This window comes from Flavitalea flava, from assembly GCF_054461575.1.
The window spans coordinates 285,817-311,629 of the sequence record NZ_JBTLQH010000002.1 but is presented as its reverse complement, the minus strand read 5'-3'; the positions used below and the strand labels follow the sequence as shown (position 1 = coordinate 311,629).

At 46.1% G+C, this 25,813-nt stretch carries 23 protein-coding genes, 1 tRNA gene and 1 riboswitch; of the genes, 5 read left to right on the top strand and 19 right to left on the bottom strand.

The window, feature by feature from the left end; genetic code table 11:
* Positions 1–159 precede the first annotated feature (159 nt).
* A complete protein-coding gene (locus ACX0G9_RS03860) occupies positions 160–1,179 on the top strand; it encodes a threonine aldolase family protein (protein ID WP_459063531.1) in 1,020 nt (339 codons plus the stop codon).
* Between the two features lie 117 nt (positions 1,180–1,296).
* A complete protein-coding gene (pgi, locus tag ACX0G9_RS03855; protein ID WP_459063530.1) occupies positions 1,297–2,952 on the top strand; it encodes a glucose-6-phosphate isomerase in 1,656 nt (551 codons plus the stop codon).
* 138 nt (positions 2,953–3,090) lie between these two features.
* Here the strand turns inward: pgi and ACX0G9_RS03850 are convergent.
* Both ACX0G9_RS03850 and ACX0G9_RS03845 read right to left on the bottom strand, forming a co-directional pair.
* Positions 3,091–3,161 (bottom strand) — tRNA-Cys (locus ACX0G9_RS03850).
* An 11-nt stretch (positions 3,162–3,172) separates the two neighbouring features.
* The gene (locus ACX0G9_RS03845) at positions 3,173–4,399 is read right to left on the bottom strand and encodes a sterol desaturase family protein (RefSeq protein WP_459063529.1); all 1,227 of its coding nucleotides are present in this window, start codon (positions 4,397–4,399) and stop codon (positions 3,173–3,175) included.
* 574 nt (positions 4,400–4,973) lie between these two features.
* On the opposite strand from ACX0G9_RS03845, the gene ACX0G9_RS03840 reads away from it, so the two are divergent.
* Positions 4,974–6,089, top strand: a complete 1,116-nt coding sequence (locus ACX0G9_RS03840; protein ID WP_459063528.1) for a hypothetical protein — start codon at positions 4,974–4,976, stop codon at positions 6,087–6,089.
* 93 nt (positions 6,090–6,182) lie between these two features.
* Here ACX0G9_RS03840 and ACX0G9_RS03835 read toward each other — a convergent pair whose 3' ends face one another.
* The 6 genes from ACX0G9_RS03835 to ACX0G9_RS03810 form a co-directional block, all read right to left on the bottom strand.
* Positions 6,183–6,641: a DoxX family protein gene (locus tag ACX0G9_RS03835; RefSeq protein ID WP_459063527.1), complete on the bottom strand. Its 459-nt coding sequence runs from the start codon at positions 6,639–6,641 to the stop codon at positions 6,183–6,185.
* Between the two features lie 151 nt (positions 6,642–6,792).
* Entirely contained in the window at positions 6,793–8,760 is a 1,968-nt protein-coding gene (locus ACX0G9_RS03830; protein ID WP_459063526.1) for a sensor histidine kinase, read from the bottom strand.
* A gap of 40 nt (positions 8,761–8,800) precedes the next feature.
* Positions 8,801–9,298 carry a GNAT family N-acetyltransferase gene (locus tag ACX0G9_RS03825; RefSeq protein ID WP_459063525.1) on the bottom strand — a complete coding sequence of 166 codons (498 nt, stop codon included), beginning with the start codon at positions 9,296–9,298 and terminating at the stop codon, positions 8,801–8,803.
* Positions 9,298–11,157: a M61 family metallopeptidase gene (locus tag ACX0G9_RS03820; protein WP_459063524.1), complete on the bottom strand. Its 1,860-nt coding sequence runs from the start codon at positions 11,155–11,157 to the stop codon at positions 9,298–9,300. Before ACX0G9_RS03820 ends, ACX0G9_RS03825 begins: the two co-directional genes overlap by 1 nt.
* 68 nt (positions 11,158–11,225) lie before the next feature.
* Positions 11,226–11,594 (bottom strand): hypothetical protein, encoded by a 369-nt coding sequence (locus ACX0G9_RS03815; RefSeq protein ID WP_459063523.1) that lies wholly within the window; start codon positions 11,592–11,594, stop codon positions 11,226–11,228.
* Positions 11,591–12,172, bottom strand: a complete 582-nt coding sequence (locus ACX0G9_RS03810) for an RNA polymerase sigma factor (protein ID WP_459063522.1) — start codon at positions 12,170–12,172, stop codon at positions 11,591–11,593. The genes ACX0G9_RS03815 and ACX0G9_RS03810 overlap by 4 nt, the downstream gene beginning before the upstream one ends.
* Positions 12,173–12,285: 113 nt before the next feature.
* Between ACX0G9_RS03810 and ACX0G9_RS03805 the strand changes: the two genes are divergently transcribed.
* Positions 12,286–13,056: a C40 family peptidase gene (locus ACX0G9_RS03805; RefSeq protein ID WP_459063521.1), complete on the top strand. Its 771-nt coding sequence runs from the start codon at positions 12,286–12,288 to the stop codon at positions 13,054–13,056.
* A gap of 8 nt (positions 13,057–13,064) precedes the next feature.
* Here the strand turns inward: ACX0G9_RS03805 and ACX0G9_RS03800 are convergent, their stop codons facing one another.
* The 5 genes from ACX0G9_RS03800 to ACX0G9_RS03780 all read right to left on the bottom strand — a co-directional run bounded on the left by ACX0G9_RS03800 (position 13,065) and on the right by ACX0G9_RS03780 (position 17,144).
* Positions 13,065–13,436, bottom strand: coding sequence for a TSUP family transporter (locus ACX0G9_RS03800; RefSeq protein ID WP_459063520.1), 372 nt, complete (start codon positions 13,434–13,436; stop codon positions 13,065–13,067).
* A 47-nt stretch (positions 13,437–13,483) separates the two neighbouring features.
* On the bottom strand, positions 13,484–14,029 hold the full coding sequence (locus tag ACX0G9_RS03795; RefSeq protein ID WP_459063519.1) for an inorganic diphosphatase: 546 nt from the start codon (positions 14,027–14,029) through the stop codon (positions 13,484–13,486).
* Positions 14,030–14,121: 92 nt separating this feature from the next.
* Positions 14,122–15,543, bottom strand: coding sequence for a voltage-gated chloride channel family protein (locus ACX0G9_RS03790; RefSeq protein WP_459063518.1), 1,422 nt, complete (start codon positions 15,541–15,543; stop codon positions 14,122–14,124).
* 27 nt (positions 15,544–15,570) lie between these two features.
* Positions 15,571–15,638: riboswitch (Fluoride riboswitch) on the bottom strand.
* 1 nt (position 15,639) lies between these two features.
* Complete coding sequence (locus ACX0G9_RS03785) at positions 15,640–16,047, bottom strand: nuclear transport factor 2 family protein (RefSeq protein WP_459063517.1); 408 nt, start codon at positions 16,045–16,047, stop codon at positions 15,640–15,642.
* Between the two features lie 110 nt (positions 16,048–16,157).
* Positions 16,158–17,144: a PhoH family protein gene (locus ACX0G9_RS03780; protein ID WP_459063516.1), complete on the bottom strand. Its 987-nt coding sequence runs from the start codon at positions 17,142–17,144 to the stop codon at positions 16,158–16,160.
* A gap of 473 nt (positions 17,145–17,617) precedes the next feature.
* Between ACX0G9_RS03780 and ACX0G9_RS03775 the strand changes: the two genes are divergently transcribed.
* Positions 17,618–19,591, top strand: coding sequence for a tetratricopeptide repeat-containing sensor histidine kinase (locus tag ACX0G9_RS03775; RefSeq protein ID WP_459063515.1), 1,974 nt, complete (start codon positions 17,618–17,620; stop codon positions 19,589–19,591).
* Here ACX0G9_RS03775 and ACX0G9_RS03770 read toward each other — a convergent pair.
* From ACX0G9_RS03770 to ACX0G9_RS03745, 6 genes are all read right to left on the bottom strand, one after another.
* Positions 19,543–19,824: a hypothetical protein gene (locus ACX0G9_RS03770; protein ID WP_459063514.1), complete on the bottom strand. Its 282-nt coding sequence runs from the start codon at positions 19,822–19,824 to the stop codon at positions 19,543–19,545. The two genes, ACX0G9_RS03775 and ACX0G9_RS03770, sit on opposite strands and share 49 nt — an antisense overlap.
* A gap of 138 nt (positions 19,825–19,962) precedes the next feature.
* Positions 19,963–21,180 carry a Bcr/CflA family multidrug efflux MFS transporter gene (locus ACX0G9_RS03765; protein WP_459063513.1) on the bottom strand — a complete coding sequence of 406 codons (1,218 nt, stop codon included), beginning with the start codon at positions 21,178–21,180 and terminating at the stop codon, positions 19,963–19,965.
* Between the two features lie 42 nt (positions 21,181–21,222).
* Complete coding sequence (locus ACX0G9_RS03760; RefSeq protein WP_459063512.1) at positions 21,223–22,524, bottom strand: formylglycine-generating enzyme family protein; 1,302 nt, start codon at positions 22,522–22,524, stop codon at positions 21,223–21,225.
* A gap of 104 nt (positions 22,525–22,628) precedes the next feature.
* Positions 22,629–23,591: a DnaJ C-terminal domain-containing protein gene (locus ACX0G9_RS03755; protein ID WP_459063511.1), complete on the bottom strand. Its 963-nt coding sequence runs from the start codon at positions 23,589–23,591 to the stop codon at positions 22,629–22,631.
* Positions 23,592–23,629: 38 nt separating this feature from the next.
* Positions 23,630–25,255, bottom strand: a complete 1,626-nt coding sequence (locus ACX0G9_RS03750) for an ATP-binding protein (RefSeq protein WP_459063510.1) — start codon at positions 25,253–25,255, stop codon at positions 23,630–23,632.
* Positions 25,256–25,457: 202 nt separating this feature from the next.
* Positions 25,458–25,724: a hypothetical protein gene (locus ACX0G9_RS03745; protein ID WP_459063509.1), complete on the bottom strand. Its 267-nt coding sequence runs from the start codon at positions 25,722–25,724 to the stop codon at positions 25,458–25,460.
* Between the last annotated feature and the right edge of the window lie 89 nt (positions 25,725–25,813).

The following is a 25,813-nucleotide window of genomic DNA, read 5'->3' as shown; positions in this document are numbered from 1 at the left end:
TATATAACATGCTGATTTGTAATTATTTATTGCCGTTTTCCCCAGTCGTTTTCCCAGCTTCTGCACAGATTATCTGCCGAACTATTCAGCGAAACCATCAATCTGCTGAAATCGTATTAATTTGCAGCCAATCAACCAAACAATCGTACAATCAATCGCATGAAGCCTATCGATTTTCGTTCCGATACTGTTACCCGACCTACTCCGGCCATGTTAGCCGCCATGATGCAAGCCCAAACCGGCGATGATGTTTTTGGAGAAGACCCTTCCGTCAATCTGCTGGAGACGACGGCAGCCCGTCTTTTTGGAATGGAGGCTGCCTTATATTGCCCTACCGGTACGATGTCCAACCAGATAGCCATAAAATGCCATACGTTGCCGGGTGATGAGGTCATCTGTTCCTCCAATGCGCATGTTTACATTTATGAAGGCGGGGGGATTGCTTTTAATTCGGGCGCACAGGTCCGCGCCCTCGAAGGAGATCGTGGGTGCATATCAGCGGAGCAGGTTGCCGCCGCCATTAATCCGGACGATGTACATAAAGCCAGGACTTCCCTGGTTTGCCTGGAAAATACCTCCAACCGGGGTGGAGGAAGTTGTTATGATCCGGAAGAAATAAAAAAGATCCGCCAGGTTTGTCGTGACAATAACCTTAAACTTCATTTGGACGGCGCCCGGCTATTTAATGCGCTGGTAGCCCAACAAAAAGAGGCAAGCAGCTTTGGCCCCTTATTCGATAGCATATCCGTTTGTCTGAATAAAGGATTGGGATGCCCCATTGGTAGCATACTGTTGGGAACAACCGCATTCATCCGCCAGGCAAGGAGGGTCCGCAAAATTTTCGGAGGAGGGATGCGTCAGGCCGGTTATATGGCGGCTGCCGGGATCTATGCGCTGGAGTTTCATGTGGATCGCCTGGCGGAAGATCACCGGCATGCCGGAATGATCGCTGCCGCACTGGCTAAAAAGGATTTTACAGAATCGATCCTGCCGGTAGAAACCAATCTTGTCATTCTTACTGTAAAGGAAGCCTACTGTTCCAAAACTATCGCAGCGGAATTAAAGGAAAAAGGAGTACTGACCATAGCGATCTCCGCAACCCAGATACGTTTTGTCACCCACCTGGATATAACAGCGGAAATGGTGGAGCAGACGATCGGCATTATTGACCATTTGTAGTATCTTCGGAACGCAAAAAAAGGAAAACCTGTCTAAGAATAAGCCTGTTTAAAAATAAGCCTGTTTAAGAATAAATCTGTATAAAGAATAAATTCATACCAATAAAAAGCATTAGCTATGTTCCCGAAGAAATCACCCAAAAGCACTGAAGCCTGGCAAAAATTACAAGACCATTATAACTCGGAAATCAAAGGGACGGCGATGAAATCCCTGTTCGCAGCAGATCCTGGACGTTTCTCCAACTATTCCCTGCAGTTCGATGATATTCTTTTCGATTATTCCAAGAACCTGATCACCGATAAAACGATCGGATTATTAAGACAGCTTGCTCAGGAGTCCGGCGTAAAGGAGGCCATCATCGCGATGTTTTCCGGAGAAAAGATCAACCGTACCGAAGACCGTTCCGTATTACATACGGCTTTACGCAATTTGTCCGGCGGATCCGTGTATAGCGAAGGAAAGGATGTGATGCCGGATGTATTGGGAGTGTTAGCCCAGATGAAGGCCTTCTGTGCAAAAGTGCATAGCGGGGAATGGAAAGGATATACCGGAAAAAAAATAAAATATATCGTCAATATCGGTATCGGCGGAAGCGATCTCGGGCCCGTCATGGTAACTGAAGCGCTTAAGGCTTATTGGATAGAAGGGATCCAGCCCTATTTTGTATCCAATGTCGACGGGACACATATAGCTGAGACCCTGAAAAAGGTAAATCCGGAAGAAACACTTTTTCTGATTGCTTCCAAGACCTTTACCACCCAGGAAACCATGACCAATGCCCATACTGCCCGTAAGTGGTTCCTGGATTCCGCAAAGGATGAAAAAGAAGTGGCCAAACATTTTGCGGCTTTATCCACCAATGAAAAAGAAGTCGTGAAATTCGGGATCGATAAAGTCAACATGTTTGCTTTCTGGGATTGGGTTGGGGGACGTTATTCCCTGTGGAGCGCAATAGGTTTATCCATAGCCCTGACCGTAGGGTATGACCATTTTGAATCTTTGCTGAAAGGCGCACATCATACCGATAACCATTTTCAGCAAGCTCCTTTTGAAAAAAATGTTCCGGTTATCATGGCCCTTGTCGGGTTATGGTATACCAATTTCTTTGGCTCCCAGACAGAGGCCATACTTCCCTACGATCAGTACATGCACCGGTTTGCCGCCTATTTCCAGCAAGGGAATATGGAAAGTAACGGAAAGTCCGTTGACCGTAACGGAGACCCGGTGACCTGGTCGACAGGACCGGTGGTGTGGGGCGAGCCCGGAACCAACGGCCAACATGCCTTTTATCAATTGATCCACCAGGGTACATTGATTATCCCCTGTGATTTTATCGCTCCTGCAAACAGTCATAATCCTATCGGAGACCATCATGTAAAACTCCTGTCCAATTTCTTTGCCCAGACAGAAGCCCTGATGAATGGCAAGACAGCAGAAGAAGTGAGCGCAGAATTACAAGCAGCGGGAAAAAACCAGTCGGAGATAGACGAATTACGTCCTTTCAAACAATTCAGCGGAAGCCGCCCCACCAATTCTTTCCTTTTAAAAGAAATTACACCGTTTACGTTGGGGCAACTGATCGCCTTGTACGAGCATAAAATATTCGTTCAGGGAGTTATCTGGAATATCTTCAGTTTTGATCAGTGGGGGGTTGAGTTAGGCAAACAATTGGCCGGAAAAATCCTCCCTGAATTGCAGGATAACAAAGAGGTGAGCTCGCATGATTCTTCCACGAACGGTTTGATCAATGCATATAAGAAATTGCGGGTATAAAATTCATTTATCTTTTTTTATTTGGATCAATAAAAAAAGGGCAGTGTAGAAACACCACCCTTAAGGTCTAACCATTGTTGCCATAAAATCATTTGTGTAGCACTGTTATAGATCGAACAGCGCTTCACCACAGGTTTGCAGTTACGGGAGGGGTCGAACCTCCGTAAAAGGTCTTGCTGACCTCCGCCTTTCCGCTCGGCCACGTAACTCGTATATTAATTTAATGAGAATTAGGATTAGCATACACCAGTTTTAGATATTGAAATTGAAGATCCCGGAAATAAAAATAAATCAGGGGCAGGGGAAGGATAAGGGACAGGGCAATCCAGCCTGTCGGATAAAGCAGGCCGATACCGAGCATGACCAGGAGAAGCCGGCTGAATTCGAGATAAACGATCCAGGTCTTTTGTTCCATGATCGCTCCGCAATTAATAAGGGTGACCATTATAACCAGGCTGATCAATACCTGTTGACTGACGGGTATATTCTTTTCCAGCAGGATAAAGGTGAACAAAGCCGCCAGCACCAAAGTAATCTGCCATTTAACGTACCGGTTCAGGGGCTTATCCACAGGCTTATCGATTTTAAAAATATTAAATGCTTTTTCGGCTTTTTCACGCATAGCCGGATCGAGCGAATCCGGTTTGCCGAAGAAAACACGCAGCTTATTTTGAAACCCCTTTTGTTCGCGGGCGGCGAAGGCCAGCTCGATGAGGAAATGAAAATGCTGCCATAGGAAACTATAACTTTTTAAAGGTGTTGTCAGACCATATACGATCTCTTCCTTGCCGTCCTCCACCTGGAAGGTTCCGAAGAGTTTATCCCAGATAATGAACATATCCCCGTAATTTTTATCCAGATATCTTTCATTGGAGGCATGATGCACACGATGATGGGAGGGGGTGACCAGTATATATTCGAGTATGCCCAATTTTCCTATAAGCCGTGTATGGATAAAGAAAGGGTAAAGACCATGAACGAGCAGCATACTGGTGATCATTGTTGCCGGAAAACCCAGTAACGGTAGAATGGCCCAGAATCCGGTCCGGACAAAGGCCTGGAAAACCGTGATCCGGGCTGAAACGGTATAATTAAAATCCTCGCTTTGATGATGTACGACATGTACTGCCCAGAAAATATTAATCTCATGTGCCAGACGATGATACCAATACCAAAGAAAATCGGTACAGAGTAATAAAAGGATCCAAAGAAGTATGCTTGGGCGTATGTGGAAAATACCATAATTCTTCTGGATGAAATCATAGATCGAAAAAAAGAACACCGTAGTAAAAACATCCAGCAAACGTTCGGAAATGCCTACACTGAGATTGGCTACCGTATCCTGCAAAAGAAAATGAGAAAGCCGTTTGCGCCTGGCCGCAAAATATTCCAGTGCGATAAAGGAAACAAAAAACGGGACCGCAAAGGCGATTAGATTAAATTTCATACTTCCGGTACATTAAGTCATTTATAGTTGGATTATTAATTCTTAGGCAAGATTAAAACATTTTTATTAGTCTACAAAGAAAGTAGACTAATAAATTATTCTGCTATAAATAAATTTTTAGTCCTGCTATTTGGTTCACAGTGTCTGTCCCAGGTTAGTCTCCTGTCTGTCCCAGGTTAGTCTCCTGTCTGTTCCAGGTTCACCTGGTTTGTCCCAGTTTCTCCCTGTCTTCAGGGCTGCCCCCGGATGAACAGGTCCTCCGGGAGCGGTGCTTATTCGGATTAGCCCGTATTAAGCCTTTTTACAGCAAAAATTCCCCAAACCATCGTTACATCTGTCCGCCAGGGGTATTTTGATTGTCCTTGCAGGCGGACTCCTGTAGAATAGTTTTCCACAGATGTGGGCATTTGTTACCGAAAAACAGGACTGTCCGGCCAAAAAAAACATAGCTTTGCCCGCGAATTAAAAAATCATCCGTTCATCAAAAAGACATTCATTAACGGATGAAATAAAACCCCAAGGGGCACGTTATGAGTTTAATTCGCATTAATATTTAAAATACTATTTAAAACCCATGCAGCAGTATCAGCACAGTTTCGGGCAGAAAGCAGGTAATCGTAATTCTTTTCAGGCATTCAGGGTGGCAGGGCTTTTAAGCTTCTGCTGTCTGTCGATTCTGGCAGGAAGTTGTAACAGCGGTCATTCGGAAGGAGAAAAGAAGGGGGGGAGCATCGATTCCACAGCACCCAAAGCAGCCGTTCCTGGGGCAGAAACACCGAAAGATGCCGCCGTGAAGATTGAACTCAAACCGATCGATACGGCTCTTTATAACAAACTGGTACTGCACCTCGCAAATGGCGATTCTTCGGGCCGCTGGCCGGTAAAGGCTGCTTATCCTAAGCCAGGGGCAGTTTTTCCCTTTACAAGGGTTGTCGCTTATTACGGGAATTTTTACTCCAAAAAAATGGGCGTGCTGGGGGAATATCCACCTGATGAAATGTTGAAAAAATTAGCAGTCGAAGTTAAGAAATGGGAAGCTGCAGATCCTTCCATTCCGGTCAGACCGGCTATTCACTATATTGCCGCCACGGCTCAGGGAAGTCCAGGCAAAGATGGCAAATACCGGTTACGGATGCCGTTCAAACAGATCGATTCCGCAATAGGCCTGGCTGCCCGGATCAATGCCCTGGTATTCCTGGACGTTCAGGTTGGTTTCAGTAATGTTCAGGCTGAGATCCCTCAGTTGGAAAAATACCTGAAAATGCCAAATGTGCACCTTGGAATCGATCCTGAATTTTCTATGAAAACAGGTAAAAAACCGGGTACGGTGATTGGAACCATGGATGCATCGGATGTAAATTTTGTTACCGGCTATCTGGAAGGTTTGGCCAAGGCGAACAATCTGCCTCCCAAGATCCTGGTAGTACATCGTTTTACCAGGAAGATGGTCACCAATTATAAGCAGATCGTTCTGCGTCCCGATGTTCAGATCGTAATGGATATGGATGGATGGGGAGAGCCAACCTTAAAACGTGATAGCTATAAGTCCTATGTAGCTAACGAACCTGTTCAATTCACCGGCTTTAAATTATTCTATAAGAATGATATCCGTAAACAGAATAGCCGGATGCTCACACCCGAAGAGGTATTGAAGCAGAAGCCATCACCTATTTACATACAATACCAATAATCAACAATATCAATAACCAGTTTAGCAAAATATTGGACCCGGGTTTAGCCCGGGTCTTTTTTTATGGTTGAACCACATTTACTGTGAACTAATTTACAGATTAGTTCCCCTCGAATTTCCCCGGTTTTTATAAAAATAGGAGTCCAGCGATAACGGACCGCCTCCTTCCACCAGGAAAACGATCAGCAGCACTAATACGACGATTGCCATGCTCAATTCCGAGCCATTAACCAATCCGCTGCCTTTTTGTGCGTTTATAAAAATTATAGCCCCTAAAAGGATGGGGATTTGGATTAAGGCCGCCCAACGCGTCAACAAACCGACGATGAGCAGGAATCCTCCCAGCAGATTGGCACAGGTGATGAGAATGGGGAGCCAGCCTGAATATTCTGCCATCGGCGTTCTGGCGATCAATTCCTCCAGATAAACAGAATTACTCATGAAAAGTATTCCTTTGGCAAACAGACAAAGGCCTAAACCAATCCGCAATACCACTAGCCATCTTGGATGATGGGTGGCACTCCAGTCCTGGATGTGTCGTAGTGTACCCATAACAATTGATTTTGTGAAAGAACAATAAAACTATCTACCTAAAGGTATGCAATTCCAATGCCTCGGATACCGGCTGAATGGTGTTGAGAAGGGATGTTGATCTTTTGCTTCTATAGCCTATTGTAAATCATCGTTTTGCAAGGGCCGCCTTTTAGACCGGCACGCAAAAATAAAAGACAGATCCTTTGCCGGGCTCGCTGTCCACCCAGATCTTACCTTTATGTCGATCGATGATCTCTTTAGTGATATACAATCCCAGGCCTAAACCGGACATATGTGAATCCAGATCTTCGGCTCTGAAAAACTTAGCGAATATATTTTTTTGAGATTCTTTTGAAATGCCGATTCCATAATCTTTTACCGAAACGGAAATTTCCTGGCCGGATGGCAGGAGTTCAATGTTGACGAGGTTCGAACCCGGAGAATATTTTATCGCATTAACGATCAGATTATTCAGTACCTGTTCCAATCGTTGCCGGTCTGCCCGGATAAAGAAGGGCTGTTCTTCAGCATGTAAGATTATTTGGTGCGAGGAAACTGACTCCTGGATGTTCCCGATAGTTTCCGTGAGTAAGCCATGGAAATCGAAGAGTTCCATGGACAACTGAAGTTTTCCGGATTGTATTTTTGAAACATCCAGCAGATCGGATACCAAACCGGATAAATTATTTACCTGCCGCAGCGTTTTTTTTACAAAGCTCAGATCGACATCCTCCGATAAATTCCGTTCCAGCAATTGCAGGTAACCTTTCATGCTGGTCAGTGGCGTTTTTAATTCATGGCTTGCTATTCCGATAAATTCATCTTTCTTGGCGTTCAGTATTTTTATTTCTTCATACAATTTTGCATTATCCAAAGCAATAGAAGCCTGGACGGCAATTCCAACCAGCAGCTTTTCATGTTCTTCATTGAAAATACCGGGTTTTGGATGGCCAAAGAACAGGCCACCGGTAACCTTGCCGGAGGGAGAGGTCACGGGTACGGCCAGGTAACTTACCACCGGTAAATGTCCTTCCGGCGTTCCGGGATGGGGTGCATTTTTTCCATACCCGGGCTCCTTGGTAATATCGTCCGATCTCAAGGCGCTCACTCCGTTGGTGGTAGTATTAAAAAACGGAATATTCCCCTGCATCCCAAAATTCTCAAAGGCTTCCTTCGGCGCACCCGTAAACGTGAACGACATAATCGATTCACCTTTCTCGTCCATCGTATTGAAAAAGAAGGCGCCAAAGGCGGCGCCTGTTAATTTGGTGCTCTCATCCGTCACTTTCTGTAAAATGGTTTGAACGTCCAAATCTTTGGATACAAGCTGTCCTAAGGTATTAAGAATTTCCAGATTTTTGGAATGCTGTTTCAGCGCTTCTTCTGCCGCTTTTTTGTCCTTGATATTCCGGGCGATTTTGGAGGCCCCGATAATACGGCCGGTTTTATCTTTTATGGGTGAGACCGTTAAGGATATGGGAATCTCTTCTCCTGCCTTGGTAAGCCGGATCGTCTCATAATGGTCGATCCTTTCCCCTTTCCTGATTTTTTCAATAATTACCGCCTCTTCGCTTATCCTATCTGGTGGGATAAGCAGGCTGATATGTTTTCCCAGGGCTTCTTTTTCCGTATACCCCCACAACTTTTCGGCAGCATCATTCCAACTGGTGATTATTCCTTGTAATGTTTTACTGATAATCGCATCTTCAGAAGACTCAATGATGGCAGCCAACATGGCCTGCCTGGTTTCTCCCTTTTTTAGTTCGGTTATATCTATCAGTGTATTTATGGCGCCGGTCAGTTCTCCGTCGGAATCCAAGATGGGATCCGGGTAGGGGAGGATAACCCTTTTTGTACCATCGGGTCTTTGTATGACAATTTCATCCCCATGAATTATTTTTTTGCCTTTCAGCGCGAGGCCCATGGGACAGGAATCCAAAGGAAGAGGGTCGCCGTCAGGGCTAAATATTCTCCAGGAACCGCACCATTGGTCTTTGCCTTTCTCCGGTTCTCTCCCCCAAAGACTGGCAGCTGCTTTATTGTAATAGGTAATGAAACCGTCGGAATCGCAGGTATAGATGGCAACAGGCAGATTTTCGAAAAGTGTCGTGTCAGGCTGGTTTTGGATCTTCTCCATACTACAAATTACACTGAAATTGCCTCAAAAATAAAAAATACTATTCAATCCTGAGCCGCTTTACCAGGTATTTTGGCGATTCCTCATACCCCTGGCGGGCATAAAACCGGTGCGCCTCCGTCCTGCGGGTATGACAATGTACCTCGATCAGTTGGCATCCTCTTTCCCTGGCCATTCTGGCACAATATTCCTCCATTTTTTTGCCTATGCCTTCGCTGCGGGCAGATTCATCCACCGAAAAATAACTGATCCGCGCAAAATCCCCTTCAACGGCGAGCTGGGGAATAAAATGCAAAGAGAGAACACCCAGGATATTTCCCATTATTTTCTCCTCTCCCCAAGGCCTCTCTTCTCCTGCACGCCCCCCCTCCCCCCCAGGACTCTCTTCTTTTTCATACACCAGCAACTGCTCCGCTGGATCGGTTAGGAGTTTTTCCAGCCTGGCAACGAGAAAGTTTTCTGTACCGGGGTATTCCAATTGTTCCAATAAGGATTGGATGGCCTTCGCATCCTGGGGTGTGGCGATTCTTATTCCCATTACTCTTTACCTCCCAGCCAGTTTTTTCTGAATTGTAAAATGGCCGGGGTCACCGGTAGACCGGCCTTTTCAAAACTAATTACCGATAAGGACGGATTCTCCTGAGCGACAAGCGTTGTCGTCTTTTCTATTCCGCGATGAATAAATCGGATCGTCAGTTTATCTCCTGGACGATGGCCTTCCAGGATCCGGGTAAGATCGGCCATCCATTTAACCGGCTGATTATCGACAGCTATAACTTTATCATCTATATCCAGACCTGCCTCATAAAGAGGAGTTTCCCGAAGGGTATTGGACGTTATCACCAGTCCTTCCTTCTCCGTGTACCGGAGACTGCCGATCCAGGCCTTTCCCGGCGTCGTTTTTTGAAGGGTAAAACCTGCTGGGGCGAGTAAGGCGGAATAATCGGTAGTTTCATGACCATTTATGAAACGGGTAAAATACTCATCGGCAAACTTTTTATCCCCCGTTACCGCGGCCAGCAGATCCTGTAATCCGGATAGGGTATACGATATTTCCGTTTTTCCGAATTTTTTCCAGGCTGCCTGCATCAGGTCGTCCAGGTTTTTTTGATAATGTCCTCTTAATTCCAGGTCCAGGGCCAGGGCAATCGACCCGCCATATGGGTAATAGGAGGTGAATATATTGGAATAGTTGGTTTTGTCGATGGCTACTCCGGCATCCACAAAAACTGCCATCCGGCTGGCTTCTACCGGCGAGTAATTCCTGGCACCAGGGGTATTTAGCCGGGTATTTACAAGCCCCGCAAGTTTACTTGTCACATAATCCGTATCCTTACCGATTCCCGAGCGGAGGACCAACAGATCGCCGTAATACTGGGTGAACCCTTCTGCAAACCACAATTCATTACTCATATTGCTCTTTTCAAAATTGAAGGGTTCCAGGGTTTTTGGGCGGATCCTTTCCACGTTCCAGCAGTGAAAGAATTCATGGGCGAAGGCCCCCAATAAAAAGTCTTCTCCCTTAAAATCTACCGGGAGGGTGATCATGGTGGAATTGCGGTGTTCCATTCCATCGCCGTGAACATATGGATTGATGCTGGCCAGAAAAGTATAGTTGCCATAATCATAACGTGGTGTTTCGCCGAACACGGCCTGCGCCTGCTGAACGATCTTTTGAACCTTCGCGCTGAAATTGGTGAATACACTATCCTCACCATGGCCATCCAGGGCGATCCGGAAAGAATATGTTTTGCCGTCAGGGTTTTTTACTTCCCATTTCCGGTAACGGAGGTCTCCGATCAGGACCGGGCAATCCATAAAATATTGAAGACCGGGTGCAGTAAAAGTCTGCGGATCATTTGTGGGCTGCAATTGGGTCGCCACATTCCAGTGGAGTTCTTCAGGAAGGGTAAAATGAATACTGATAGGGATATTATCCACGCCCTTCATCCAAAGAAATGCACCGGGCATGTTCAGGTGAATGCCGGAAGGATCGATCCCCACGTAGGTGCCGTCGGCATAATTCCCGTACAGGGTATATTGTATGCGTATATAACCGCTGTGGCGGGAAACTTCATATATATCCCCATCCGCCCGGTTGACGGATAATGATTTTCCCTGTGCGTCGAAGGCCTTGACATTATACACGTTTTTACCGAACTCATGGGTGGCATAACGACCCGGTGAAGACCGGCTCATCCGGAATTGAGCATTCCTGGAAGGAACATCACTGATGATTAGTTCCACCTTTGCTTCATGGTGGGCAAGATTGGGGAAGCTAACGATATAACTGATCCGTTGTGCGGATAAGGTTGTCGCCGAAAAGACAAAAATAAAGACCGGAAAGCAAGATCTGATAAGACCCCGCAGGAAAGTAGAACTTTGTAATTGTGGCATCTGAAAAGAATTGCCCTCAAAATAGCCAATTCTTCCGCTTTACGGAAATCTGCTTAATGAAATCATCCTTAATGGAAATAGAGCAGCGCCTTCCTGACAAGAAAAAAGCCCGCGATGCATAAAAGGATGATCACCAGGATGGCGACATAGCCCCAGGGGCCCTCTTTCAGGCGTCTTTTTTCCCGACGGCCCTTTTTCTTCCGGAGTTTTTTACGGAGGTCTTTATTGAGTTGTTCGACGTAGGTATGGATATCGTTTTGCTGGTTGACAGTCTGAAGACCCTCCACCGCATCATTCATAAAATCACTGTCTGCCATGGACATTTCCACATCGTGTTTTTCAGGGCCCGACAGCCTTCCGCTCAGATAATCCATCAATTGTTGGTTATCTATTTCTTTATTACTGTTTGACAATATGTTCAGCAGATCTTTGTTCATGGCAATTTACTTTTTTCCCTTACCTTTTTCTCCATTATCAGTTTCAGGTTCCTTTTTCCGTTTTGAATATGGCTCTTTACCTGCATGAGCGTAAATTGGGTAATATCGGCAATTTCCTGGTAGGTCCGTTTTTCCAGGTAGAACAAAATTACGCACTGTTTTTGCTCCATTCCTAATTCTTCCAGGGAAAGGGTCATCAATTCCAATAATTGATCTTTTTCCAGGTGTTTGCTCCTGCCCCCTTCTTCATCCCATTCTGCCAGCATGGAATCCGTTAAAACAACCGGTTTATGATGCCGGTCCCTTAATTTCATCAGACAATGGTTACGGGCTATCGTATAGATCCAGGATTTGAAGTATTCTACCCTATACTTTGGCAGTTCGGTGATGATCTTTACGAAGATCTGCTGGACACAGTCCTTCGCTTCTTCTTCCTGTTTCACATATTTCATACAGACACCGAAGAGTAACAGGGTATAGCGTTGAAGCAATAAGCCCAGCCATTCATTATTCCGGTCGGTATAATATCGGTCCAGTAATTCCTGATCGGTCATATGGGAAAAAGGGTCTTTATTCACAGCAGTAAAATAAGAAAATACCTGTATTAAAGATGCAGGATTCCATAATTTGCACAAACTTTGTATGTCGGTGTTCTAACTTTTATTCGACGTTTTAACCTATAATTGTCCTTATGAGCAGAGCCATTTGTTGCGTTCCGGTTAGTCCTTTAAGAGTAGAGGCTTCGCATCGAAAAGAAATGGTTACCCAGTTGGTATTCGGAGAAGAGTGTGAGCTGTTGGATAAGGCTCCGGATAACTGGGTAAAGGTACAGTGTAGTTATGATGGTTATGAAGGCTGGTGCCAGGCAAGCCATCTGGCACCAATCGGGGAGGAGTATGAGCGGGGAGGGAATATCCTGACCCCGGACTGGATTACCGTCCTGGAGTATAACGGACATCCTATGACGGTCCCGATGGGCAGCGTCCTGACGGCTATGAAGAACGGGCATGCCGTCTGGGGAAAGAACCAGGTCTGGTATAAAGGTAAGACCTGGGATGCGTCTAACGGGGAAAAGGATGCGAAGTCGATCAGGCAACTGGCCTTCAAATTTTTGAACACGCCTTATTTATGGGGCGGAAAAACCGTTTTCGGGACGGACTGTAGCGGGTTCACCCAAACCATTTTTAAGTTTTTGGATACTCCCTTATTGCGGGATGCCTGCCAGCAGGCTACGCAGGGAGAGCCTGTCGGTTTTTTGGAGGAAACGAAGACCGGGGATCTGGCATTTTTTGATAATGCAGATGGAAAGATCACTCACGTCGGTTTATTATTGAATACTCAGGAGATCATTCACGCCTCGGGAAAAGTGCGGATCGATAAGATCGATAACCAGGGAATCCTGAACACGGATACCCTGGAACGGACCCATCACCTGAGGATTATCCGACGGATATTAACATAGCGATCTGTTTATTTGTCAAAAAACAGGACTTTTCCTGCGATCAGGATCAGGGCAACGGCAAAAATTTTCTTCAGCGTTCCTTCCGGCAGGGTTAGCGATAATTTGCTGCCCAGGAATCCTCCGACCAGGAAGCCCCCAAAGAGCATCAGGACCACTTTTACATCGATATATCCTTTCTGGTAATAATTTATAACGGCAAAAATACCCGCAGGTAATAAAAGGATACCCAAAGAAGTACCTGTTGCCTGATGCTGGCTGAAGCCCAGGAAAAATACCAGGGCAGGAACAATGATCACCCCGCCGCCAAGGCCTACCAATCCACTTAACATGCCGGCCAACAGGCCGACTATCAAAAGAATAACAATCGTTTGAATGGACATGCAAAAAAAATTATCGGTTGATAAAAAGGCCGCATTACTGCGCCCCCTTATTTTTTCCTGAAATTTTCATTATAGAGGGCAATGGCATCTTCAATAACCTTCAGGGCAGTTGTCTTGTCTCCGAATTCTTCCACGACAACGGTTTTATTCTCCAATTTTTTATATTCCTCGAAAAAATGACGCAGCTCTTCAAAAAAATGTTTGGGCAGTTCTTCCAGGTTATTATAATGATTGACGCTGGGGTCATGGGCCGCTACGGCAATGATCTTGTCATCAGAGTCGCCGTTATCGATCATTTGCATGACTCCCATTACTTTGGCTTCCATCAGACAAAGTGCCTGAACCGGGAGGGAGGTAATAACCAGGATATCCAGGGGATCCTTGTCATCTCCATAGGTCTGCGGGATAAAACCATAATTCACCGGGTAGTAGAAAGAAGAATAGATTACGCGGTCCAATTTCAATAATCCGCTGTCTTTATCTATCTCATATTTGCACCTGGAGCCCTGGGGGATCTCAATGATCGCATTGACGTTCCTTGGGGCATTGGGTCCGACGGGCACTCCATGCCATGGGTGGGAAACTGTCATCATAGTTCGGTAGTAATATTAGTGAAGAAGTAAGGTTAATATGGCAAACCTACTGGAAAACAGCCATTATACAAAACCCGGGCGGTTTGGTAAATTTAGCTATCCTGGCCTTTTTGGGACCATTTTGACCATTTAGCTTTAATTCGATCTTTATAGGTAGAAAATTTCCCTTCTGCAAACGATCTTCTCCGGAAAATGGATTCTTCCAGCGAGGTCTCTCCGGAAAAATAAGCGTCATAGATTTTTGGTACAGCAATCTTCTGAGCCGTATAAATCCCTGAATGGCCACTGAAGAAATAAGCGGTAAAACAGGCTACGGCATAATATAAAGTGTATTCTCCCCCGAAAAGTTCGATTCCCATAAGCGTACAGGCAAGAGGAGTATTACTGGCTCCGGCAAAGACGGCAATAAATCCCAGCCCTGCGAAAAGGTCTACCGGAGCGCCGAGCAAAATGGCCAGGGTATTACCTAAGGTCGCGCCGATAAAAAAGAGCGGAGTGACTTCTCCTCCTTTAAATCCGGCGCTGAGGGTTATCGCGGTAAACAATAATTTCCAGAACCAACTCCAGGAATGCGCTCCTCCGGCTTTAAATGCCGAAACGATACTTACGGCTCCGGGGTCGTTCGACGTAACGCCGAGACCCAGATAATCGGGGGTACCCAACAGATAAGTAAGACCGATAATGAGGCATCCTCCGGCCACCGGGATCAGCAGGGGAGGGCGAATCGTCTTTTGCAGCTGCGCTTTAAGCCTGTGCGTAGTTTCAGCAAATAAAAAACCCGTTAAGCCAAAGGCGGCTCCTGCAAGGATGACCTTTCCCAACAGAACGTAATTGGCAGGCGACAATCCCTTGAAAAAAAGAGGGGCAGAAGCCGAAAAAAGGATCTGATAACTGGTATGGTGGATCCCCAAGGCTGTACACGTGAAATCCCCGATCAGGGAGGCCGCCAGGCAGGGAATAAAGGCATTGTATTGCAAACGGCCGATCAGTAAAACTTCTATGGCAAAGATGGCGCCCGTCAGGGGAGTACCGAATACGGCTCCAAAACCTGCTGCGATTCCTGCCATCAGTAGCATACGGGTGTCTAATCCCTTCAGACGGAACCATTTACCGAACATTCCGGCAATGCTGCCCCCCATTTGAACGGCTGTGCCCTCCCGTCCGGCGGATCCGCCGAATAGGTGGGTGACAAGGGTCCCGAACAATACCAGGGGAGCCATTCGCCGGGGAACACCGCCCCCGGGCTGATGAATTTCATCCATGATGAGATTATTGCCTTTCCCGCTGTTCCTGCCCAGCTTTTTATACAGCCATACAATTAGTATTCCGGCAACGGGAAGCAGGAACAATAACCAGGGATGATTCCATCGGATTTGGGTGACCTGATCTAAAAGCCATAAAAAGAGGGCGACAGCGGAGCCGGTTGTAAGGCCGATCGGAATGACAAGAATGGTCCAGCGCAACAGATGAGCGGCAATGGAATAATGTTCGGAGAATTTCTTGATTTGTATCATACCTACAGGGTTAAACCTTAATGATTTAAAGTTGTAGGCGTCATCAGCCTTTTTACGGGCGGTTGATTAGGTGGAACACCATCACCTGTTTATTAATTATTTCTTCGGGTTGAGGATCTCTTTCAAATCTACCAGCCATTCCCCTTTAATGCGAACGATCTTAAAGGTAGTCGTATCTTTTTTATAACTGTTGGCATAGGTATAGGTAGTGACAGAATCGTTGAGCGTATTGATATTGATAGGCATTATATCCGCCTCTTTATACCTGCTTTTTTTGTCCTGGTCCAACCGGTCGTAATCTTTTTTCCATTTTCCGAGCAGCATCTGGTTGGTCGAATCGGCAAACAAATAAAAGTAGGCCTTCTCATAATTTCCGTCCAGGGAGGCCCGGATGAACTCCCTGCCTGCATCCTGTGCATCTTCTGCCTTTTTAAAGGAATGTGGATCCCCACAGGCGGCCAAGGCTAAAAGGATCAATGACGGAAGGATGATCTTTCTTGTCATAGGGCAAATGTATAGCAAAAGAGCAAAATTTCCGAAAGGGGCCTTAATTGTTTTAAGGCCCCTTTCGGAAAAGGAGGTATAGATTTCTTTTTTTTAATACGGTTATACGGTTAAGAAGATCTCCTTTCCGGAAATTCCGGCTGTTCGTTCTTATCCTTTTCATACGCCCTGATGATGGCTTTTACCAACCGGTGACGTACCACGTCTTCCTCATCTAACTCGATCTGGGCTATTCCGTCGATATTTTTGAGAATGTTCAGGGCTTTTACCAGACCACTTTTCTGATTTTTCGGAAGATCGATCTGCGTAAGGTCACCCGTAATGATGGCCTTGGCATTCGCACCGATACGTGTCAGGAACATTTTTATCTGAAGATCCGTTGCATTCTGTGCCTCATCCAGGATAATAAAGGCATTATCCAGGGTGCGGCCACGCATGTAGGCCAGCGGAGCGATCTCGATGGTCCTGGTACTCATGTAATAACCGAGTTTGTCCGCAGGGATCATATCATCCAGCGCATCATATAGCGGGCGAAGATAGGGGTCGATCTTTTCCTTGAGATCTCCGGGCAGAAAGCCGAGGTTCTCACCCGCTTCCACCGCAGGACGGGTCAGAATGATCTTTTTGACCAGTTTATTCTTCAGGGCCCGTACGGCCAGGGCAACTGCCGTATAGGTCTTACCCGTGCCGGCAGGACCGACGGCGAATACCACATCATTTTTTTCACCTGCCACCACCATCCGTTTCTGGTTGATCGTCCGGGCGCGAACAGTTTTCCCATTTGGACCGAAGACCAGGATATCGTTCGGATGACGGTCTACAAAATGGTCTACCGTCTCGGCATCGTCTCCGCCAAGAATCTGTTCGAAATAATTTTCGCTGACATGACCATTTCGTTGAAGGTATTGCACTAAAAGGTCGATTTTTTCCTTGGCCGTTTCCACCTGTTCCGGAGCGCCGCTCAATTTGATCTGGGTTCCGCGGGAAAGGATTTTTAAAAGAGGAAATTTTTTCTTCAAGAGGTCTAACTTCCCGTTATTCACGCCTAAAAATTCAATGGGATTAACGGTTTCCAGATTAATAATTGTCTCAGTCAAATTCAGTCCTTTTTTAGGGTTATCAATTGTTTTCAATTACGGACCTACCGGCAATGAAATCCTTCCTTGAAAACGTTCTAATTACAGGCCTTTGGCCGGATGAGCTGGCATCCATCTGGTTTTTTTATTGGGCTCCCGCCCTATTTCAAATATAACTAATACTCACCTTAATTTCCTACTGATACTTATTAACAACATGTGAATATTGATGGTCACTGCTGATGAATGGTCTTGCTCATTCAATTGGCAATCTGTTAAAACTTCAGGTCCTGTATTTAACATGATTGTATCGTCAACTTTTTTCTTTAATTTTCCAGTCCCACACCTGTCCGCCTTGTTAAAGTGCTCTCACCTGATCCTGAAAAGAACAACATTTATGTCAGGGGTTTGTTCATTTGGATTCATTCACCGGTGAAATTGCCTGTTTATCATTACTGTCGACATTTTGTAATCTGAATTAATACGCATGCAGCATGAAGGGGTATTGTATGAAAGTTGGGCTGGGGCTTATTTTGCTATTGTTGTCCGGTAAGAGTTTCACGCAGTCTATGGAGATTGCGGCAATAAAGGAAACTATCCTGGAAAGAGAACAAACTGCAGGATTTCAGCAGGATACTTCTTATATAGATCATTTGAACTCGATGGCACATGCATATTATGGCATTAATGCCGACAGTGCTTTTTCCTTCGCAAAAAAAGCGCTGAAATATGCTGAAAAATCGGGTTACCGGAAAGGAGAATCACTAAGCTGGAGAATGATCGGAAACACCTATGAATTCATCGGTGATTACCTGAACATGTTATCCTCTTATCATAAGTCCCTGGATATCGCCGAAAGCATCGGAAATTCCAGGTTGATTGCACTGGCAAACCTCAATATCGCCCTGTTCTACGATCAGATGGAAGAGTACGATGAAGCATTGTCCCGGATGACGAAAGTCAGTGAAGTCTATAAAAAGAATGGGGATAGTATTCAGCTGGAAAATTTATTATCTCACCAATCGGAAATTTCCTTCAGGCAGAAACAGTACGATAAGGCCCTGGGATATAGTAACCAGGCTTTGCAGATCGCGATGACAATGCGGGATTCCTCTATTGTGGCTGATATCCGTAACGACATAGGTTCCATTCTGGCGGTAAAAGGAAAATTTCAGGAATCTCTGGATTTCCATGTAAAGGCCATGGATTATTATAGCAGGGCAGGGGTCAAACTCGGGCAGACAGAGACCAGTAATTTTCTCTCCCGAACCTATTTATTATTAAAGGACTATCCCAAGGCGCTGCAGTTTGGCCGGCAGGGGCTGTCACTAGCCCGGGAACTGAAACGCAGTAAGGAGATCCGCGACGCAGGGAAAGTATTGTCGGAAGTCTATGAAGCCAAAGGCGATCCCCGTAGTGCGCTGATCTATTTTAAACTCTACAAGGATTTTTCAGACAGCCTTTTTAATGAAACGAACAGAAGGAAGACTTTTGCACTGGAAGCAAAGTACGAGTATGAGCGAAAGGAAGCGCTGATGAAAGAAGATGCGTCTGAAAAAGAGGCCCTGCATCAGCATATCGTGCGCAATCATGCCCTGCAGATCTTTATTGCCGTGATTGCGATCGTATTCCTGAGCATCGTGACCTTTATTCTTTTTCGCAGCAGGGCAGACAAACAAAGGGCCAATCAATTGCTGCAGACAAAGAACCTGGAGATCAGCCGTCAAAAGGAGGAGATGGAACATCAGGCCGTTCAGCTTTTGCTCAACAATCAGCAAAAGGATAAATTATTTTCGATCATTGCTCATGATCTCCGTGGACCGCTGAACTCCTTAAAAGGCTTATTGGACTTTCTAAAGGAAAAATCTCTTCCGGAATCGGAGATCCGGAATATGATGGCCGAATTGAAACGAAATGTGGACTATTCGGCTGATTTGGTCAGTAATCTTCTTTTCTGGGCCAGTAGCCAGTTGGATGGCCTGGTCGTTAATCCGGTCGATTTACCGGTTCTCCCACTGGTCCAGGAAACCCTGGCCTTATTTTCCAAGCAGATCTCTGATAAAAAAATTGTGGTGCAAACGGAGATCTCCTCCACCTGGGTGGCTTACGCCGATAAAGATATGATCCAGGTAGTCGTAAGGAATTTACTCAGCAATGCCATTAAGTTCTGCCGGTCCGGAGATTCCATCTTCATTACCGGAGCGGTCAATGACGTCTTTATAGAGATCTGTGTTGCAGATTCAGGTATAGGTATTAAAGCAGATGTTCTGGAAAAAATAAACCGTAATGAAAGCGTCACTACTTATGGTACGGCAAAAGAAAAAGGCACGGGACTGGGTATGCTCCTGTGCCGGGAATTCACCGAAAAAAATAATGGACGATTCTGGATAAAGAGCAGTTGGGGGGAAGGGAGCCGGTTCTATTTCGCCATACCGGTAGCAGCCAGCTCTTCTTCGATCAGCGTGTGAAAAGTCGCCTCGTTCTCCCAGATCCAGGGTGGAAGGTTTTGTTTTACGATCTTCCAGATCCCGTCTTCTTTCTGCATGGAATAAATGATCCGGTTACCGCGATCATCACTCACATCCACGGTAAATAAACCTTCTCTTAGTCCATTCGATTTCCGAAAATTAAATTCACGCTGCCGTCCATCGGCTTTGACCAGTTTACTGAATTGGATGTTTCTAATGAATTGTACTTGCATAAGTGCGACTTTAATTATGATAATCAATTCTTGTGCTACAAATCTGTAAAGCCTTCTTAAAGAAAAGCGAAATTTTTACGCAGGATTGGAGGGTTGTGACAAATTTAGGAAAAAACTATTTAGTCCGGAGGGGGAGGGTCAATTAGTTGTCCCCATTTCTGCTCCTTTTTGAATTTTCCGGCTGCCGGTCATCAGGATGGAAAAGCTCAATAAGGCGCAACAGGCCATGGCTCCTGTCATGGGAAGGGGGGTATGATTGCTGAGTGCGCTTACAATCACGGTAACCAGGGCGCCGATACTCATCTGGATCCCACCCAACAGGGCCGAGGCCGTGCCAGCATTCCGGCTGAAAGGGGCCAAGGAAAGGGCGGAAGAGTTTGGAAAGATGCATCCCTGGCAGCATAAAAAAATGAAAATAAAGAAGATCGTGCTGAAAAGCTCCAGGAACCCCCATAAACTGCCAATAAAAAGGGTGATGCCGGTGATGGATTGAAGAAATAAAGCCACGCGTATTATTTGTTCGCTTTTATAGGTCTTTAGCAAAAGGCTGTTCAACTGGCTGGAACCGATAAGGCCAAGGGCCACCAGGGCGAATATCCACCCATATTGTTTTTCGCTTACCCGGAACAACTCCATAAATACATAAGGTGAACCGGCAATATAGGCATAAAGCCCTGCCGAAGCACAGGCGCCCGTCAGGGCATAGGTATAGAATTGGGGGGTTTTAAAAACCTGCCAGAAGCCTTTCACGATAGGCCCGGGTTTGAGGGAAAGACCCGGATCCGGCTTCCGGCTTTCCGGAAGAGCAAAATGAACGGCCGTCAGTATTACCGCTGCAATAAGAGTAAGGACCAGGAAAATGTATTTCCAGCCGATAGTGGCCGCAATATAACCACCCAGGGTGGGGGCGATGATCGGAGAAACGCCAACCACCAGCATCAGTAGGGAAAAAACCCTGGCATTCTGATTTACATGGAAAAGGTCCCTTACCATTGCCCGCGAAGCAACCAGGCCTGCACAGGCCCCCAGTGCCTGGAAAAGGCGTAGAACGATAAGCATTTCGACACTTCGGGCCAGGGCGCAGCAGCCCGAAGCGATCAGGTAGACAGAAATACCGATATAGAGCGGTTTTTTCCTGCCATAGCGGTCCAGCAGAGGGCCATACAGGAATTGCCCGACTGAAATGCCTATAAAAAAACTGGATAAGGAAAGGGTCACTTTTGCTATGGTCGTATGGAGGTCTTCAGCAATCGCCGGAAATCCGGGCAAATACATGTCGATCGAAAAAGGACCGATCGCCGAAAGCAATCCCAGGATTACGATGAGAAAAAACGAACTATTTTTGGGCTGGGTCATAAGAAAGGGCAAAATTAGACACCTGCAGGAAGATTGCCTTTTTTATTTTTCCCTGTCTTTCACACAACGAAACCCGATATGATTGGCTGCGGATCTCCATTCGCCCTTCCCCCGGGTACCAACCATGTAACGGGTGCAGTATTGGTCGGTACAAAGAAAAGATCCGCCTCGCTGGACTTTTTTTCTGGCCATAGGTTCCTGCGGATCCAGCGGCTTATCCGGACCCCGGGGATTTTTGACTATTCCCCCTGCTGCAAGGCTGGCATAATAATCCTGCCGGTACCAATCATTGCACCACTCCCATACATTTCCCGCCATATCGTACAAACCGTATTTATTGGGGGCAAATCTTTCCACTGGAGCGATCCCCCCGTAACCATCGGCGGCGATATCCTTATCGGGGAACTGACCCTGGAAGATATTGGCCATCCATTTCCCTTGCGGTTTGAACTCGTTTCCCCAGGGATAAAGATTACCTGTTTTACCGCCCCGGGCGGCAAATTCCCATTCCGCCTCTGATGGAAGCCGTTTATGAGCCCATTTTGCATAAGCGGCAGCATCCTGGTAACAAACCTGTACCACCGGATAATCGGGTTTTATTTCCTCCCTGGCAGCCCTTCCACGGGGGTGCCTCCAGTCGGCGCCTGGCAAAAATTGCCACCACAGGAGATTGTTGTCCAGCGGCACGGCATGATCCGGGGGGGAGAAGACAACGGAGCCGGTTACGAGGTTTTCTTCCGGGGCAGTAGGGAACTCTTCCCGGCCGGGTTTTTGTTCGGCTACGGAAATATAGCCTGTTGCTTTTACAAAAGCAGCGAACTGGGCATTGGTCACTTCGTGTTCATCCATAAAAAAAGGGTCAATATACACCCGGTGGATGGGTCTGGCATCATCCATTTTCTCATGCCCGCCATCCTCCATGCCCATCGGATCCACGCCTCCCATGGAGAATTCTCCTCCGGGTATCAGTACCATGCCATCCGGATTTTTGCCTTCATTACTGATCTTATTTTCTATCGTTGGTTGAAAAGACGCTCCGCCTCCTTTTAAAAAGGTGATGCTGTCCCTGGCGGATAAACCTTTTGTACAGGAGACCGCCGCTTCGATTTTTGATCTGTTTAATTTTACCGGAACGATGTAGGCCGCAGCCTGACCGACATTCGTTGCCAGTGTATCCGGTTGGCCTTCGTTTTTGTTTGACCCTGAATGACAGGCTGCAAAGGCCGCGATAGCTGCAATGGCCGCAATGGTCACCAGGGGCGAAGATGCTCCGGATAACAAGAAGGTGCGGAATTCTGCGCTGGAACGGAACAACCTGTTAACCCTTGGAATCCGGAACGACATAAAAGAGAGATTTGGTCTGATGAAATTACGATAAACCGCAAAAATACGTCTAAATAATAGTCTACAAAAATAATAGAGTATACCCGGTAAAGTATATCCCTTTCTTAACCTTCTTTTTTGCCGGCTATCTGCGCCAGTTCGCCGAAAAGCTCTTTTTCTTTTTCCGTCAGACCGACCGGCAATTGGATATCCAGGCTTATATAAAGATCACCGTACTGGGCTTCATTTTTATAGACAGGGAAACCTTTCCCTTTAAGACGTACGGTGGTCCCGTTCTGTGTTTCGGGTTTCACTTTCAGCTTTACTTTTCCATTCAGGGTATCTACGGTTATCTCACCCCCCAGTACGGCAGTATAAAGATCAAGGGATTGTTTAGCCAGCAGGTCATTACCCTCCCTTCTGAATCGGGGATCAGGGTTAAGGGTAAAGGTAATATAAAGATCTCCTGCGGGCCCTCCGTTCCCTCCGGGGGAACCATGGCCTTTTAATTTGATAACCTGGCCGTTTTCCACTCCCGCCGGAATAGTGATCCGGATATTTTTTCCATTTACCGTGAATACCTGTTGATGAGTTGTATAGGCGTTTTCCAGGCTTAGGGCGAATTCCACCTGAATATCCTGACCCCTGAACTTCGCCCGGGAATTCCGGGAGGAACTTTCCGAAGAACGGCCAAACAGGGATTCGAAAAAATCGGAAAACTCTCCATTCTCATCAGAGAAACCTCCGCCGAACTCCGTTCCTCCGAAGTCGCCTGACCCTCCGGCCCCGGTTCCGGAATAAGCTCCTCCTTTCCGCTGGCGGGTCCGTCCACCCGATTGTTTTGCTTTTTCAAAGGCATCGGCGTGCTGCCAATCCTTCCCATACTGATCATATTTTTTCCGTTTATCCGGATCACTCAGTACTTCATTGGCTTCATTGACCTGCTGAAACTTTTTGTTGGCCTCTTTATCGTTTGGGTTCAGGTCAGGATGATGTTTACGGGCTAATTTCCGGTAGGCGGTCTTTATCTCATCGGCTGTTGCAGTTTTATTGATTCCCAGTATCTTATAATAATCTATGAAATCCATGTTTCTTTTTTTTACAAATCTCCGTATTCTCCGCCAATTTACTGCTGCTCTTCCAGGGTCAATTCGGTGCTTACCGTAAAGAAGAACTGACAACCCTCTCCAAACTTGGATTCTACCCATATTTTTCCTCTGTGCAACTCCGCTATTTTTTTGCAATGGGCCAGCCCGATGCCTGCGCCCTGGTATTGTGTACGGGTATGAAGACGTTGGAAGATGATGAAGATCCTTTCCAGGGAGTTGGGCTCAATTCCGATGCCGTTGTCCCGGACTGAAAATTTCCAGTGTCCTTCTTCTTTTTCCGCCCGGATAAATACTTCGGGAACCTGATCCAGTTTATGAAATTTTATGGAATTGGTGATCAGGTTCTGGAAAAGTAATTTTAATTCGGTGGGATAGGCGGGAATAACGGGTAACGGGTCCAAATGGATAAGCGCATTATTTTCTTCGATGATCTTGTTCAGATCGGCCATTACATCGTCCAGGAGGCTGTTGCAATCAACCAGCCAGAATTTTTTCTCCCTGCCGATCCTTGAATATTCCAGCAGATCGCTGATCAGTATTTTCATCCGGTCAGAAGACTGCAGCATATATTGAAGATATCTGTCCGCGATGGCGTCGAAATGGCTGCCATAATCTTTTTGGAGCATTTGGACAAAAGAGGTCATCGTTCGTAATGGCTCCTGAAGGTCATGCGAAGCGACATAGGCAAATTGCTCCAGTTCCTTATTCTTATGCTCTATTTCGACTGTTCGCTGGGACACTTTTTTCTCCAGGGAATTATTCACTTCCTTATTCTCAATCTGCAACCTTTCGAGCTCCTCGGCCATTTCATTGAAACTGACGGCAAGCCTTCCTATCTCGTCTTTGGAAAAAGGCCTGGCTTTTCGGGTAAAATCTCCTTTACCAACAGCCTGAGAAGATTGAATGATCTCATTCAGACCTTTCTGGATACCCCGGCTCACGAAAAATGCCAGAACCAGGCCGGAGCATTCAACCGTTAGGCAGACACCCAGGAGCAGCCTGAGCACTACCGTCTCCAGCCAGCGGGAGCCTTCCCCCAGCGCATAGGAAAATTCATCCTCCCAGGGAGTAAGGCGGGCATTGAGTGGGCCGATTTCACGAAGGAGGGTATTGATCCTATTCTGGGAAGGGGCCGGAGAATTGATCTCTTCATGTAATTTATCGGCGATGATGGCAAATCCCCCGATAACCTGGTCAGCATTTGCCCAGGCGACAATTGCCCGGTTTATATATTCATTGGTATGGAATCTCTGGAAAAGTTTGATCATCCCGTCAATATCATCCGGGTGATTGCGTCCTTCTTTGAAACCTTGCCTGGCGATTTCCATGTCCGGGTTTTTTTTGCCGAGCTCCAGCCTGGTTTTATGATCACCCTGCGAAACCTGCATAAATTCCCAGAACTTGACATAGTCAGTTTCTTCCCGGGTAATACCATATCGTTGTAATTGGTAAATGGCGTCTTTCTGCCCTTTGGACCACAAGCCTTCCCCGCCTACATAGGCCCTGACGGAGGAAAGGGTATTAATGGAAAAAACGAGTGCGCCCAATTCCACGATAATTAGCAGTGCCATAATACCTACCGTGAAATATAATTTCTTCGCTATGGCTATATTCCTAAACCATTTAGTGAGAGATCTTTCCATATTTAAGGTTTTCGCAGAAGGCGGCTGGTCCTACAAATTAAGGAACTTGATCAAATTGTCAATGGGTAACCATAAAAAAATGCTTCCGGGCAAAAAATCCGGACAAAAAAAAGAGACCGGCACCCGCCGGTCTCCTAATTCTAATCCTGAACCTAATCCTAATCCTGATCCTAAATCTGATCTGTATTTTTTTAGAGCTATTTTATTTTATAGCCGGTTTGTTTTTTATCATGCTCAGCGCATAAATACAAAGCACGATAGAAAAGTAGGAGGCTAAGGTAAGAAGGGCCGATGCATTGTAATCGGACTCTCTGAAAAGATGATAACTTGCGAGGCCCGTTACCACGATCGAAATCGCCAGCAGCAGGGACAGTATGGTTTTTGAAACAATCCCGCCAGTTTCTCCGGTCTCTTTATTAAGGATGATCCCGTTGCTGTCTTTATTGAGTTTGTTAATTGACTTGTTCATACTTGTTATATTTAAAGGTCATTTTAAAAATTGCCTTATATATCAGACTCTGAAGGAAAAGGAAAGTTTATTAAAGAAATGCTAAAGCG

What these genes read in the sequence shown, in the direction of transcription:
- ACX0G9_RS03755 (WP_459063511.1), bottom strand. Translation starts at nt 23,591, where the DNA reads ATGGATTTCATAGATTATTATAAGATACTGGGAATCAATAAAACTGCA.
- ACX0G9_RS03790 (WP_459063518.1), bottom strand. Translation starts at nt 15,543, where the DNA reads ATGATACAAATCAAGAAATTCTCCGAACATTATTCCATTGCCGCTCAT.
- ACX0G9_RS03815 (WP_459063523.1), bottom strand. Translation starts at nt 11,594, where the DNA reads ATGAACAAAGATCTGCTGAACATATTGTCAAACAGTAATAAAGAAATA.
- ACX0G9_RS03805 (WP_459063521.1), top strand. Translation starts at nt 12,286, where the DNA reads ATGAGCAGAGCCATTTGTTGCGTTCCGGTTAGTCCTTTAAGAGTAGAG.
- ACX0G9_RS03745 (WP_459063509.1), bottom strand. Translation starts at nt 25,724, where the DNA reads ATGAACAAGTCAATTAACAAACTCAATAAAGACAGCAACGGGATCATC.
- ACX0G9_RS03860 (WP_459063531.1), top strand. Translation starts at nt 160, where the DNA reads ATGAAGCCTATCGATTTTCGTTCCGATACTGTTACCCGACCTACTCCG.
- ACX0G9_RS03765 (WP_459063513.1), bottom strand. Translation starts at nt 21,180, where the DNA reads ATGACCCAGCCCAAAAATAGTTCGTTTTTTCTCATCGTAATCCTGGGA.
- ACX0G9_RS03785 (WP_459063517.1), bottom strand. Translation starts at nt 16,047, where the DNA reads ATGACAAGAAAGATCATCCTTCCGTCATTGATCCTTTTAGCCTTGGCC.
- ACX0G9_RS03830 (WP_459063526.1), bottom strand. Translation starts at nt 8,760, where the DNA reads ATGGAGAAGATCCAAAACCAGCCTGACACGACACTTTTCGAAAATCTG.
- ACX0G9_RS03750 (WP_459063510.1), bottom strand. Translation starts at nt 25,255, where the DNA reads ATGGAAAGATCTCTCACTAAATGGTTTAGGAATATAGCCATAGCGAAG.
- ACX0G9_RS03800 (WP_459063520.1), bottom strand. Translation starts at nt 13,436, where the DNA reads ATGTCCATTCAAACGATTGTTATTCTTTTGATAGTCGGCCTGTTGGCC.
- ACX0G9_RS03770 (WP_459063514.1), bottom strand. Translation starts at nt 19,824, where the DNA reads ATGCAAGTACAATTCATTAGAAACATCCAATTCAGTAAACTGGTCAAA.
- ACX0G9_RS03820 (WP_459063524.1), bottom strand. Translation starts at nt 11,157, where the DNA reads ATGCCACAATTACAAAGTTCTACTTTCCTGCGGGGTCTTATCAGATCT.
- pgi (WP_459063530.1), top strand. Translation starts at nt 1,297, where the DNA reads ATGTTCCCGAAGAAATCACCCAAAAGCACTGAAGCCTGGCAAAAATTA.
- ACX0G9_RS03775 (WP_459063515.1), top strand. Translation starts at nt 17,618, where the DNA reads ATGAAGGGGTATTGTATGAAAGTTGGGCTGGGGCTTATTTTGCTATTG.
- ACX0G9_RS03760 (WP_459063512.1), bottom strand. Translation starts at nt 22,524, where the DNA reads ATGTCGTTCCGGATTCCAAGGGTTAACAGGTTGTTCCGTTCCAGCGCA.
- ACX0G9_RS03825 (WP_459063525.1), bottom strand. Translation starts at nt 9,298, where the DNA reads ATGGGAATAAGAATCGCCACACCCCAGGATGCGAAGGCCATCCAATCC.
- ACX0G9_RS03795 (WP_459063519.1), bottom strand. Translation starts at nt 14,029, where the DNA reads ATGATGACAGTTTCCCACCCATGGCATGGAGTGCCCGTCGGACCCAAT.
- ACX0G9_RS03845 (WP_459063529.1), bottom strand. Translation starts at nt 4,399, where the DNA reads ATGAAATTTAATCTAATCGCCTTTGCGGTCCCGTTTTTTGTTTCCTTT.
- ACX0G9_RS03840 (WP_459063528.1), top strand. Translation starts at nt 4,974, where the DNA reads ATGCAGCAGTATCAGCACAGTTTCGGGCAGAAAGCAGGTAATCGTAAT.
- ACX0G9_RS03835 (WP_459063527.1), bottom strand. Translation starts at nt 6,641, where the DNA reads ATGGGTACACTACGACACATCCAGGACTGGAGTGCCACCCATCATCCA.